The 12,551-nt window shown below is 72.3% G+C and carries 10 protein-coding genes; 3 read left to right on the forward strand and 7 right to left on the reverse strand.

The window, feature by feature from the left end; translation table 11 throughout:
* Positions 1 to 6: 6 nt before the first annotated feature.
* The 3 genes from ccrA to DC008_RS28385 form a co-directional block, all read right to left on the reverse strand.
* Positions 7 to 1,350 (reverse strand): crotonyl-CoA carboxylase/reductase, encoded by a 1,344-nt coding sequence (gene ccrA / locus DC008_RS28375; RefSeq protein ID WP_108709390.1) that lies wholly within the window; start codon positions 1,348 to 1,350, stop codon positions 7 to 9.
* A 439-nt stretch (positions 1,351 to 1,789) separates the two neighbouring features.
* Positions 1,790 to 2,599 (reverse strand): TetR family transcriptional regulator, encoded by an 810-nt coding sequence (locus DC008_RS28380; protein ID WP_199835338.1) that lies wholly within the window; start codon positions 2,597 to 2,599, stop codon positions 1,790 to 1,792.
* Between the two features lie 136 nt (positions 2,600 to 2,735).
* Positions 2,736 to 4,541 carry a 3-hydroxyacyl-CoA dehydrogenase family protein gene (locus DC008_RS28385; protein ID WP_108709391.1) on the reverse strand — a complete coding sequence of 602 codons (1,806 nt, stop codon included), beginning with the start codon at positions 4,539 to 4,541 and terminating at the stop codon, positions 2,736 to 2,738.
* Between the two features lie 354 nt (positions 4,542 to 4,895).
* Between DC008_RS28385 and DC008_RS28390 the strand changes: the two genes are divergently transcribed.
* Positions 4,896 to 5,471 carry an adenylosuccinate lyase gene (locus DC008_RS28390; protein ID WP_108709392.1) on the forward strand — a complete coding sequence of 192 codons (576 nt, stop codon included), beginning with the start codon at positions 4,896 to 4,898 and terminating at the stop codon, positions 5,469 to 5,471.
* A gap of 12 nt (positions 5,472 to 5,483) precedes the next feature.
* Here DC008_RS28390 and DC008_RS28395 read toward each other — a convergent pair whose 3' ends face one another.
* The 4 genes from DC008_RS28395 to DC008_RS28410 form a co-directional block, all read right to left on the reverse strand.
* The gene (locus DC008_RS28395; RefSeq protein ID WP_108710903.1) at positions 5,484 to 6,020 is read right to left on the reverse strand and encodes a GNAT family N-acetyltransferase; all 537 of its coding nucleotides are present in this window, start codon (positions 6,018 to 6,020) and stop codon (positions 5,484 to 5,486) included.
* 41 nt (positions 6,021 to 6,061) lie between these two features.
* Positions 6,062 to 6,460, reverse strand: coding sequence for a RidA family protein (locus DC008_RS28400; protein WP_108710904.1), 399 nt, complete (start codon positions 6,458 to 6,460; stop codon positions 6,062 to 6,064).
* 54 nt (positions 6,461 to 6,514) lie between these two features.
* Entirely contained in the window at positions 6,515 to 8,095 is a 1,581-nt protein-coding gene (locus DC008_RS28405; protein ID WP_108709393.1) for an alpha/beta hydrolase, read from the reverse strand.
* 148 nt (positions 8,096 to 8,243) lie between these two features.
* A complete protein-coding gene (locus tag DC008_RS28410) occupies positions 8,244 to 9,278 on the reverse strand; it encodes an Rv2578c family radical SAM protein (protein ID WP_108709394.1) in 1,035 nt (344 codons plus the stop codon).
* 191 nt (positions 9,279 to 9,469) lie between these two features.
* Here DC008_RS28410 and DC008_RS28415 point away from each other — a divergent pair, with 191 nt between their 5' ends.
* Complete coding sequence (locus DC008_RS28415; RefSeq protein WP_108709395.1) at positions 9,470 to 9,913, forward strand: SRPBCC family protein; 444 nt, start codon at positions 9,470 to 9,472, stop codon at positions 9,911 to 9,913.
* A gap of 163 nt (positions 9,914 to 10,076) precedes the next feature.
* Positions 10,077 to 12,455, forward strand: a complete 2,379-nt coding sequence (locus tag DC008_RS28420) for an MFS transporter (RefSeq protein WP_108710905.1) — start codon at positions 10,077 to 10,079, stop codon at positions 12,453 to 12,455.
* Positions 12,456 to 12,551: the final 96 nt, after the last annotated feature.

The following is a 12,551-nucleotide window of genomic DNA, read 5'->3' on the forward strand; positions in this document are numbered from 1 at the left end:
CGGCCCTCAGATGTTCCGGAAGCGGTTGATGGAGTCGAGGTGCTTGGCGCGCAGCTCCTGGTCGCGCACGCCCAGGCCCTCCTCGGGGGCGAGGCACAGCACGCCGACCTTGCCCTGGTGGAGGTTGCGGTGCACGTCGTAGGCGGCCTGGCCGGTGTCCTCCAGGGAGTACACCTTGGACAGGGTCGGGTGGATCTTGCCCTTCGCGATGAGCCGGTTGGCCTCCCAGGCCTCGCGGTAGTTGGCGAAGTGCGAGCCGATGATGCGCTTCAGGGACATCCACAGGTAGCGGTTGTCGTACTGGTGCATGTAGCCCGAGGTGGAGGCGCAGGTGGTGATGGTGCCGCCCTTGCGGGTGACGAAGACCGAGGCGCCGAAGGTCTCGCGGCCGGGGTGCTCGAAGACGATGTCGATGTCCTCGCCGCCGGTGAGCTCGCGGATGCGCTTGCCGAAGCGCTTCCACTCCCTGGGGTCCTGGGTGTTCTCGTCCTTCCAGAACTTGTAGTCCTCGGCGTTGCGGTCGATGATCGCCTCGGCGCCCATCGAGCGGCAGATGTCGGCCTTCTGCGGCGAGGAGACGACACAGATCGGGTTGGCGCCGCCGGCGAGGGCGAACTGGGTGGCGTACGAGCCGAGTCCGCCGCTCGCGCCCCAGATCAGGACGTTGTCGCCCTGCTTCATGCCGGCACCGTTGCGGGAGACCAGCTGGCGGTAGGCGGTGGAGTTCACCAGGCCCGGGGCCGCGGCCTCCTCCCAGCTGAGGTGGCCCGGCTTGGGCATCAGCTGGTTGGACTTGACGAGGGCGATCTCGGCGAGGCCGCCGAAGTTCGTCTCGAAGCCCCAGATGCGCTGCTCGGGGTCGAGCATCGTGTCGTTGTGCCCGTCGCTGGACTCCAGCTCGACGGAGAGGCAGTGCGCGACGACCTCGTCGCCGGGCTTCCAGGAGTTGACGCCCGGGCCGGTGCGCAGGACGACGCCCGCGAGGTCGGAGCCGATGATGTGGTACGGCAGGTCGTGGCGCTTGGCCAGCTCGCTGGTGCGGCCGTAGCGCTCCAGGAAGCCGAAGGTGGACAGCGGCTCGAAGATCGACGTCCACACCGAGTTGTAGTTGACCGACGAGGCCATGACGGCCACCAGGGCCTCGCCCGGGCCGAGCTCGGGCAGGGGCACGTCGTCGAGGTGGATCGACTTGCGCGGGTCCTTGTCGCGGGTCGGCAGGCCCGCGAACATCTCCGTCTCGTCCTTGTGCACGGTGATCGCGCGGTACGACTCGGGGAGCGGGAGGGCGGCGAAGTCCTCCGACGTGGAGTCGGGCGACTGGATCGCGGCCAGGATGTCCTTCGTGGTCACGTGTTGCCTCCGGCGGTGTGCGCCCTGAGGGAGGGGCGCTGAGGGTTACGTCGTTGCTGCTGAGGGTTTTTCGGGGGTGCCGTCGGTTCGGCCGGTGGTGCTGTTCGGCAGCGCGTGGTGGCGCGGGAGGTTGCCTGTGACGCAGGCGCCGGGCGCGCAGGCCCCGGGAGGGGCTTGCGGGGACAGCCGGCGTACGCATGGTCTCTGCACGCCGGCCGCCCGGACCTCTTCAACGTATGGCACGGCGTGTCATCCGGCAAGGCACTGCGTGCCAGAAGTTGCCCTCAGATGAAATCTTTACGTAACAAATGAGCGATGATCGATCGAACGGCCTTCGGAAGCCGCCAGAAAAGGGCCCCTGACATGCCAAAACGGCCACCCGGGCGGGTGGCCGTCGTCACAGCGGGGGAGTGGCCGAACCCACTCCCGTACGGGCGTCTCAGCGCTCCTTGAGGGCCTGCTCGATGGTGCGCATGACCTCGTCCAGCGGGGCGTCCGTCCGCGCCACCGTCACCAGGACCTCGCCGTCGGAGGCCACCGAGGCCGTCGTGGTGCGCGGGGCGCTCTCGCGGCCCGCGCCGATCCCGGTCCCGAACGTGCGGCGCACGATCGCGAAGGCGTGGTCGAGTTGCGCCTCGACGTCGCCCTGCCCGCCGGCCCGCAGCCAGCGCCGCAGCACGTGGTTGTGGGCGGTGACCACCGCCGACGCCGCGACCTCCGCGAGCAGCGGGTCGTCGTTGGCGTCGTCGTCGTGCGCGTGCTCGTCGAAGTGGCCGAGGAGATAGCGGGTGAACAGACGCTCGTAGCGGGCGACCGAGGCGATCTCCGCCTCGCGCAGGGTGGGCACCTCGCGGGTCAGCTTGTAGCGGGCGACCGAGATCTCCGGCCGGGCCGCGTACATCCGCATGACCTCCTTGATGCCCCGGCACACCGTGTCGAGCGGGTGCTCGTGCGGCGGGGCGGCGTTGAGCACCGCCTCGGCGCGGACCAGGGTGTCGTCGTGGTCCGGGAAGATCGCCTCTTCCTTGGAGCGGAAGTGACGGAAGAAGGTGCGGCGGGCGACGCCGGCCGCGGCCGCGATCTCGTCGACCGTGGTCGCCTCGTACCCCTTGGTCGCGAACAGCTCCATGGCCGCGGCCGCCAGTTCGCGGCGCATCTTGAGCCGTTGGGCGGCGGCTCGGCCGCCGGCGGTGCTCTCCGGCGCGTCGGGCGAAGCTGGTGTACGTGAGGACCTGGCGGGCTGGGACATGACCCGAACGTACTGCATGTCCGCAGCTCGATGCGCGTGTACGGGGTTTCCCCCGCCCTGGGCGGGCGGGGGTCCTCCGGCCGGGTCGAGCAGTCCGCCCCAGTCCCTCTCGCTCCGGAACCAGTCGCCGATGCCGTCAGCGCCGGGCATATTCGCGGAAGCCGCGGCCCGTCTTGCGGCCGAGGCAGCCCGCGGCCACCAGGTGCTCCAGCAGGGGCGCCGGAGCGAGGCCCGGGTCGCGGAACTCGCGGTGCAGGACCTTCTCGATCGCCAGCGAGACGTCCAGCCCGACGACGTCCAGCAGCTCGAACGGGCCCATCGGGTAGCCGCCGCCCAGCTTCATCGCGGCGTCGATGTCGTCGAGCGACGCGTAGTGCTCCTGCACCATCTTGATCGCGTTGTTGAGGTACGGGAACAGCAGGGCGTTCACGATGAACCCGGCCCGGTCGCCGCAGTCCACGGCGTGCTTCCTGATCTTCGTGCAGACCTCGCGGACGGTGGCGTGCACGTCGTCGGCGGTCAGGACGGTACGGACGACCTCGACCAGCTTCATGGCCGGGGCCGGGTTGAAGAAGTGCATGCCGATCACGTCCTGCGGACGCGAGGTGGCGCGGGCGCACGCGACGACGGGCAGCGAGGACGTCGTGGTGGCGAGCACCGCGCCCGGCTTGCAGACCTTGTCCAGCGCCGCGAACAGCTGCCGCTTGACGTCCAGGTCCTCGGCGACGGCCTCCACGGCCAGGTCGACGTCGGCGAACGCGTCGTAGCTGCCGGCCGCGGTGATCCGGTCCAGGGTCTGCGCGGCGGCCTCGGCGGTCATCCGGCCCTTGTCCACGGACCGCGACAGCGACTTGCCGATCCGGGCCTTCGCGGTCTGCGCCTTCTCCTCGCTGCGGGCGGCGAGGACGACCTCGTACCCGGCCTTGGCGAAGACCTCGGCGATACCGGACGCCATGGTGCCGGAGCCGGCGACGCCGACGGAGCGGACGGTCCGGCCGGGCGTCAGGGCGGGGCCGTCCAGCGGCGTCAGCGCGTCCCGCACGACGGTGGCGCTGCCGGGAGCCTCGTAGGTGTAGAAGCCGCGGCCCGACTTACGGCCCGACAGGCCCGCCTCGCTGAGCTGCTTGAGGATCGGGGCGGGTGCGTGCAGCCGGTCGCGGGACTCGGCGTACATGGCGTCCAGGACCGTGCGGGCGGTGTCGATGCCGATCAGGTCGAGCAGGGCGAGCGGCCCCATGGGCAGCCCGCAGCCCAGCCGCATCGCGGCGTCGATGTCCTCTCGGGAGGCGTACTTGGCCTCGTACATCGCGGCGGCCTGGTTGAGATAGCCGAACAGCAGGCCGTCGGCGACGAATCCGGGCCGGTCGCCGACGGCGACGGGCTCCTTGCCGAGGTCCAGGGCGAGGTTGGTGACCGCGGTGACGGCCGTCGGCGCGGTCAGCACCGAGGAGACGACCTCGACGAGCTTCATGGCCGGTGCCGGGTTGAAGAAGTGCAGACCGAGCACGCGCTCGGGACGGGCCGAGTCGGCCGCCAGCCGGGTCACCGACAGGGCGTTGGTGCCGGTCGCGAGGATCGTCTCGGGACGGACGATGCCGTCCAGCTCCCGGAAGATCTGGTGCTTGATCTCGTACGACTCCGGAGCGACCTCGATGACCAGGTCCGCGTCGGCCGCGGCCCCCAGATCGGTGCAGGTGCGGACACGGGCGAGGGCGTCCGCGCGCTCCTGCTCGGTCAGCCGGCCGCGTGCCACGGCACGGGCGGTGGAGGACTCCAGGGCGGCGACGGCCTGGGCGGCCGCGGCCTCGCTGACGTCGATGCCGACGACCTCGCGGCCTGCCTTGGCGAGGACTTCGATGATGCCGGTGCCCATGGTGCCGAGGCCGACCACGGCGACGGTCTTCAGCGGGGACAGTGAGGTGTCGGACAGGGGAGTGGCCATCGCGGGACTCCAGGAATGAGGGTGACGACTGGGAACGCGTCCGGACGCGCCGGACGCGGAGAAGGTGCGGGTGTTGCCGGGCTGCGAGCGCACACGCCCGGGGCCGTCGCTGCGGACGTGCACACGTCCGAGGAGCGGTGATGACCGACCGGCCCTGTCCCGTGGCCGTGTCGTACTGCGGTACCTGGGGCACCGAACCGACTGCTCTCGCGAGGGCTGCGTCACCAGGCCGCCGCGAGGGGGTGCGAGTGGGTAACTCGCTCGTCTGAGCTTAACTCCCGGGTAACGAGCGCGCCACCCCCCGGGTTTGTGATGTAGGTCCCGCGCCCCCGGCCGCGCGCCTAATCTCTTCCCATGAGCGAAGAGTTGCGATCACTCACGGAGCGCTTACGGCAGGAGTCCGGAGCGACACCCGCGTACGACCGCCTCGTGGCCACCGGCGACCCCGACGAACTGGCGGAGGTGCTGACCGCGCCCGGACAGCCGCTGTGGGCCAGGGAGTTGGCCGCCTTCCGGCTGGGACTCGCGGGCGACCGGCGGGCGTTCGAGTCCCTCGTCCTGCTGCTCAACCACCGGGACCCGCAGCGCTGCGCCTCCGCCGCCCACGCCCTCGCCCGACTCGGCGACCCGCGCACCGCCCGCGCGGCCGCCGCCCTCGCCACCAACGAACTGCGGGTCGCCTACGCGCTGCACCCGGTCCGTCTCCTGGTCGAACTGCGCGCCCCCGAGGCGGTGCCGGCCCTGATCACCACCCTGGAGCGGCGGCTGCGCCCGCACGACCCCTACCGCCGGGTCGCCCTCGCCTGCGTCGAGGGGCTGGGCACGCTCGGCGACGACCGGGCCCGGCGGGTCCTCAACGAGGCGCTGGCCCATCCGGCCCTGGCGGAGGCGGCGGTCCAGGCCCTGGCCCGCATCCCGAGCCGGCGCTGAGCGGCCGGCCCTTCAGCCGGCCGTCAGCTCCCGGGCGTACCGCACCTCGGGCACCGGCACCCCGTCCACCTCGAAGGGCTCCTCGGCGCCGTCCGGCCCGAAGCCCGCCCGCGCGTAGAAGCGCCGGGCCCGGACGTTGTCCCGCAGCACCCACAGCAGCATGCGCCGGTGCCCGGCGAGCGAGCACCGGCGCACCGACTCCGCCAGCAGGGCGCGGCCGGCCCCGGTGCCGATCCGGGCCGGATCCACGTACAGCGCGTACAGCTCGGCGTCCTCGGTACGGCTGCCGTCGTCCTCACGGTAGGGGCCGTGACAGCCCCAGCCGACGACCCGGCCGCCGTCCTCCGCCACCAGGTTCACCACCGTGCCGTCGCCGCCCGCGAGATGCGCGCGCCGCCGCTCGGCGTCCTCGGCCACGTCCAGGGCGTCGAGGTAGGACTGCGGCACGATCCCCCGGTAGGCGGCGCGCCAGCCCCCGACCCGGATCTCGGCGACCCGGTCGCAGTCGGCGGGGGTCATGGGGCGGATGGCCAGGCGGTGATCGTCCATGACCGGCACTCTAGGCACCGCTCCATCCGCCGGGCCTCCCATCAGACGGGCAGCACAGCGAACGCCTCGACCTCCATCAGGAACTCCGGCCGGACCAGCGCGGCCACCTGCACCGCCGACGCGGGGGGCAGCCGGTCGTCGGGCAGATGCTCGGCCCGGGCCGCGCGGACGGCGGGCATGTACGCCATGTCCGTGACGAAGCAGGTGAGCTTCACGACGTCGTCGAAGGTGGCGCCGGCCGCGGTCAGACAGCGCCCCAGATTCTCGAAGACCTGACGGGCCTGGGCCGCCGGGTCGCCCGCGCCCACGAGCGCGCCGTCCTCGTCCAGCGCGAGCTGGCCGGAGACGGCGACGAGACGGCCGGTGCCGAGCACCACATGGCTGTACTGGGCGGCGGGGGCGACCCCTTCGGGGGCGGGGATCCGGGTCAGCTCACTCATGCGGTCCATGGTGGACCACGGCTCCCGGGGCGCCCCCGACGGGTCGTCAGGGGGTCAGGGCCGGAAGCCGACCAGTTCGTGGAGGTCGGTGCCGCGGGTCGTCGCCTTGGTGGCCTTCGTCGATTTCGCGGGCGTCGGCTTCGGCTCGGGGGAGGCGGCGCAGGTCGCGTCGGCCTCGCCGGAGCCGCGCGGGAGGGTGCCGTCGGTCAGGTACGCCGCCAGGTGCCGGTCCAGGCAGGTGTTGCCGCCGAGGGTGACGGCGTGGTTGCCACCGCCCCGCTCGACGACCAGACGGGAGCCGGCCAGCCGCCGGTGGACGGTGACGGCCCCCTGGTACGGGGTGGCCGCGTCGCCGGTCGCCTGGAAGAGCAGCACGGGCGGCACCTTGTCGTTGGTGACGTCGACGGGGGCGAGCGGCTTGTGCGGCCAGAACGCGCACGGCGCGTTGTACCAGGCGTTGTTCCAGGTCATGAAGGGCGCCTTCGTGTGCGCGGCCCAGTTGTCCGCGCGCCAGCGGTGCCAGTCGCGCGGCCAGGCGGCGTCCCGGCACTGCACGGCGGCGTAGACGCTGTAGCCGTTCCCCGCGGCCTCGTCCGCGGCGCCGAACCGCTCGTACGCCTTGGTGAGCGGGCCGTCCTCCCGGTCGTTCACATACGCCGCGAACGCCTCGGCGAGCTGCGGCCAGTAGCCGTCGAAGTAGCCGCCGGGCAGGAAGGTGTCCTCCAGTTCGGCGGGGCCGACCACGCCGCCGGCCGGGGTCCGGGCCAGTGCCGTCCGCAGCGCGTACCAGCGCTCCTCGACGCGTGCCGGGTCCGTGCCGAGCCGGTATGTCCTGTCGTGCCGGGCCACCCAGGCCAGGAAGGCGCGGTGCCGGTCGTCGAAGGCGAGGTCCTGGGCGAGGTTGTCGTCGTACCAGACGCCGGTGGGGTCCACGACGGAGTCCAGCACCGCCCGCCGCACCCGCTGCGGGAAGAGCTTGGCGTAGACGGCGCCGAGGTAGGTGCCGTAGGAGTAGCCGAAGTAGTTGATGCGCGGGGCGCCGAGGGCGGCGCGGATCAGGTCCAGGTCGCGTGCGGCGCTGACCGTGTCGATGTACGGCAGCACGTCGGCGTGCTTCTCGGCGCACGCGCGGGCGAACTCCTTCGCGCGCAGCAGGTTGGCCCGCTCGACCCAGGGTGTGCTCGGCACCGAGTCCGGACGCACCGGTGCGAAGTGCGTGGGCCGGCAGTCGAGCGCCGGGCGGCTGCGGCCGACGCCGCGCGGGTCGAAGCCGACGACGTCGTACTGCGCCGCCACCTTCTTGGGCAGGGCCGAGGCGACGAAGCCGGCCAGGGCGAGTCCGCTGCCGCCGGGGCCGCCGGGGTTGACGAGCAGCGGTCCCTGGTACTTCTTCGCGGTGTGCGGGACGCGGGAGAGGGCCAGCGTGATTTCGCGGCCCTTCGGGGCGGAGTGGTCGAGCGGCACCTTCAGCGAGGCGCACTGGAGCGTCGGGTACTTGGCGGTGCCGCACTTCTTCCAGGTGAGCGGCGCGGCGGCGGTCGCGGCGGGCGGGGCGCTCGCCTCGGCGGGGACGGCGGACAGGGTTCCTGCCACGACGAGTGCGGCGCCGCATAGAACGGTTGCGCGTTTTCCCATGGGGTGGTCCTCCCAGGACGGAGGGGCGCGGGCCGCGCGTGCCACGGCCCGTGCCGCATTCGTCCCGGAACGGACGCCCGGAGGAACGGGTTCCGCCTGGATTCGACCCGATCGGGTCGCGGGATGCGCCCCGATGCCGCCGATGTCTCTAGAGCAGCGTCAGCTGAGTGGGGCCGGGCTCCGGCTCGGCGGGGAGAGGCTCGCGGATCCGGCGGGGCATCTCCGGCCGGGCGGGCCCGATGCCGTACTCCTCGGCCAGCTCGTGCACCTGACGGGTGATCCGGCGCTGGTACCACTTCGGCGCGTAGGCGCCGTCCGCGTACAGCCGCTCGTAGCGGCGCACCAGATGCGGGTGCTCACGGCCGAGCCACGCCATGAACCACTCGCGCGCCCCGGGCCGCAGATGCAGCACCAGCGGCGTGACGGACGTGGCGCCGGCGGCGGCGATCGCCCGCACGGTGGCCCGCAGCTGCGCGGGCTGGTCGCCGAGGAACGGGATGACCGGGGCCATCAGCACCCCGCACCCGAGCCCGTGCTCGGTCAGGGTCCGTACGACGTCCAGGCGCCGCTCGGGGGCGGGGGTGCCCGGCTCGACGGTGCGCCACAGCTCGCGGTCGACGAAGCCCACGGAGACGGACACGCCCACGTCCGTGACCTCGGCGGACTGCTTCAGCAGATCCAGGTCGCGCAGGATCAGCGTCCCCTTGGTCAGGATCGAGTAGGGGTTGGCGTGGTCGCGCAGGGCCGCCAGGATGCCCGGCATCAGGCGGTAGCGGCCCTCGGCCCGCTGGTAGCAGTCGACGTTGGTGCCCATCGCTATGTGGTCGCCCTGCCAGCGGCGGGAGGCGAGCTGCCGGCGCAGCAGCTCCGGCGCGTTCACCTTCACCACGATCTGGGAGTCGAAGCCCAGTCCCGTGTCCAGGTCGAGATAGCTGTGGGTCTTGCGGGCGAAGCAGTACACACATGCGTGCGAGCAGCCCCGGTACGGGTTCACCGTCCACTCGAAGGGCATGCGTGAGGCGCCCGGCACCCGGTTCACGATCGAGCGGGCCCGGACCTCGTGGAACGTGATCCCGGCGAACTCGGGCGTGTCGAAGGTGCGGGTCACGACGGCGTCCGCACCGAACAGACCGGTGTCGGCCCTGCTGTGGTCCGTCTCCAGGGCGAGGTTCTCCCAGCGCATGGTGCCTCCTCGGTAGCACTGCCCTCAGAATAGAACACATGTTCCCTTGATCGTGCCACCCCTGGCCCGCCTTCGTTTCCGATCGCCTCGCGACCGGTTCCGTGAGCCGTTCGGCACCCCGATTTGGGCGGGGTGCCACCGGGGTGGTTGGCTTGCCCCAACCCCGAGAACTCAGGTCCTGGAGGAAGTCGATGGCGCAGGTCGAGGCCACTACGGAGCGGGTCGTCGCGGCGGACGCGGAGAAGGTGTTCGACGCCCTCGCCGACTACACCGGCACCCGGCAGAAGCTGCTGCCCGAGCACTTCAGCGAGTACGAGGTCCGCGAGGGCGGCGACGGCGAGGGCACCGTCGTCCACTGGAAGCTCCAGGCCACCAGCAAGCGCGTACGCGACTGCCTGCTGGACGTCACCGAGCCCACCGACGGCGAGCTCGTCGAGAAGGACCGCAACTCCTCCATGGTCACCACCTGGCGGGTCACCCCGGCCGGCGAGGGCGGGTCCCGGGTCGTCGTCACCAGCACCTGGCAGGGCGCCGGCGGCATCGGCGGCTTCTTCGAGCGGACCTTCGCACCCAAGGGCCTCGGCCGGATCTACGACGTGCTGCTCGCCAACCTCGCCGCCGAGGTGGAGAAGTAGCACCGGAGTGCTTCAACCCGCCGGAGCCCGGCGGTCGTTGTCGCCCTCACCGTTTCGAGTGGTTCTGTTCCACGACCGACCTGCTTCCGTAACTCGTCGCGCTTGCCCGTAGTTGTTCGCCTACGCGGACAAGGTGCGGCAGCGCGACGAGGGGAGCGGGTACGTGGGCGGGAGCACTCTGGTACAGGACGAGCCGGTCGCCGCACCCCCGGACGTCCGTCCCGCCGGCCCCGGGCCCACGGGTGAACTCGGGCCCCGCCGGGTGCGGTTGGTCTTCCTCGCCCTCATGCTCGCGCTGCTGCTCGCCGCGCTGGAGCAGATGATCGTCGCGACCGCGCTGCCGAAGATCGTCGGCGAACTGCACGGCCTCGACCGGATGTCCTGGGCGATCACCGCCTATCTGCTCACCGCCACCGTCGGACTGCCGATCTACGGCAAGCTCGGCGACCTCCTCGGCCGCAAGGGCGTCTTCCAGTTCGCGATCGTCGTCTTCGTCGTCGGCTCCGCCCTCGCGGGCCGGGCCACGACCATGGACCAGCTCATCGCCTACCGGGCCGTCCAGGGCGTCGGCGCCGGCGGCCTCATGATCGGCGTCCAGGCGATCATCGCGGACATCGTGCCGGCCCGGGAGCGGGGCCGCTTCATGGGCCTGATCGGCGCCGCGTTCGGGCTCGCCTCGGTCGCCGGACCGCTGCTCGGTGGCTACTTCACCGACCACCTCTCCTGGCGCTGGTGCTTCTACATCAACGTGCCCTTCGGCCTGGTCACCCTCGCCGTCGTCGCCGTCGTGCTCAAGCTCCCCAAGCCCGCGCGCCGCGCCCGGCTCGACGTGCTCGGCTCCCTGCTGCTCGCCGCCGCCTCCACCTGCCTGGTCCTGCTGACCAGTTGGGGCGGCACCGAACACGCCTGGGACTCCCGGGTCATCCTCGGCCTGGCCGCCGGGGCCGCCGCCGCCTCGCTCCTCTTCCTCGTCGCCGAGCGCTTCGCCGTGGAACCCCTGATCCCGCTGCGGCTGTTCCGGGACTCCGTCTTCAACGTCACCGGCCTGGTGGGCCTGGTGATCGGCGTCGCGCTGTTCGGCGCCGCGAGCTATCTGCCGACCTATCTGCAGATGGTCGACGGGGCCACCGCCACCGAGTCCGGGCTGCTCATGCTCCCCATGATGGGCGGCATCGTCGGCGCCTCCATCGTCTGCGGCCAGCTCATCAGCCGCACCGGGCGCTACCGGATCTACCCCCTGCTCGGCAGCGCGCTGTCGGCCGTCGGCATGTGGCTGCTGTCCCGGCTGGAGACCGACACGCCCCGGCTGCACCACAGCCTCTGGATGGCCGTGCTCGGCGCCGGCATCGGCATGGTGATGCCCGTCCTCGTCCTCGCCGTGCAGAACTCCGTACGCCCGTCCGACCTCGGCACGGCCACCAGCGCCAACAACTACTTCCGGCAGATCGGCGGCAGCGTCGGCGCCGCCGTCTTCGGCACCCTCTTCGCCGGCCGGCTCACCGACGCCCTCGCCGACCGGCTCCCCGCCGACACCGGCGGCGCACTGCCCGCCGCCGAGGCCATCACCCCGCAGCTCGTCCACAGCCTGCCGCCGGCGCTGCGCGACGCCTACATCCAGGCGTACGCCGACGCCATGCCGAGGATCTTCCTGTACCTCGTGCCGGTGCTCGTGCTGGGCCTGCTCATCGCCTTCTTCCTCAAGGAGAAACCCCTGGTGACCCATGACGCCCCCACCGAGGAGACCACGATCCCGGCCTCCGTCCCGCAGGCCCGCTCGCCGCACGGCACATCGCCCACCGTCCGCGGCGCCGTCCAGCACGCCGACGGCACCGTCGTGCCCCGCGCCGCGCTGACCCTGATCGACGTCGCCGGACAGCAGGTCGGCCGCGCGAGCAGCGGCGAGGACGGACGGTTCGCGCTCGCCACGCCAGGGCCCGGGTCGTACGTCATGATCGCCGCGGCCGGCGGCCACCAGCCGCAGGCCGTCTCCGTCACCGTCGGCGAGCGGCCCGTCGACCTCGACATCCTGCTCGGCGGCGCCGGGCGCCTCGCCGGACGGGTGCTCAGCCCCGACGGCACCCCCGTGGACGCCACCGTCACCCTCACCGACGTCCACGGCGAGGTCGTCGCCACCACCCGCAGCGAACGCGAGAGCGGCTACGTCATCACCGAACTGATCGCCGGGGAGTACACCCTCGCCGCCAGCTCGGCCGCGTTCCGGCCCGCAGCCGTCCCCGTCACCGTCAAGGCGGCCCGCGAGACCCGGCAGGACATCGAACTCGCGGGCGGCGCCGCCCTGCGCGGCACCGTCCGGGCCGGCGGCGGACGCCCCGTGGAGGACGCCCGTGTCACCCTCCTCGACGCGGCCGGCAACGTCGTGGACACCCTCACGACCGGACCCGACGGCACCTTCCGGTTCACCGACCTCGCCTCCGGGGAGTACACGGTCATCGCCGCCGGTTACCCGCCGGTCGCCACCGTGCTCCAGGTCGCCCGCGGCGGGCGCACGGAACGCGACCTCCAGCTCGGGCACGAGGACTGACCCCGCCGCCCGACCCGGCGCTGTCCTGCGGGAAAGGAGCGCGGCCGGATCTTTCCGCCCCCGCGCGCGCCGTCGTGAACCCGGTACATCCAATTC

Origin of the sequence: Streptomyces nigra, assembly GCF_003074055.1 — a bacterium.
Classification (GTDB): domain Bacteria; phylum Actinomycetota; class Actinomycetes; order Streptomycetales; family Streptomycetaceae; genus Streptomyces; species Streptomyces nigra.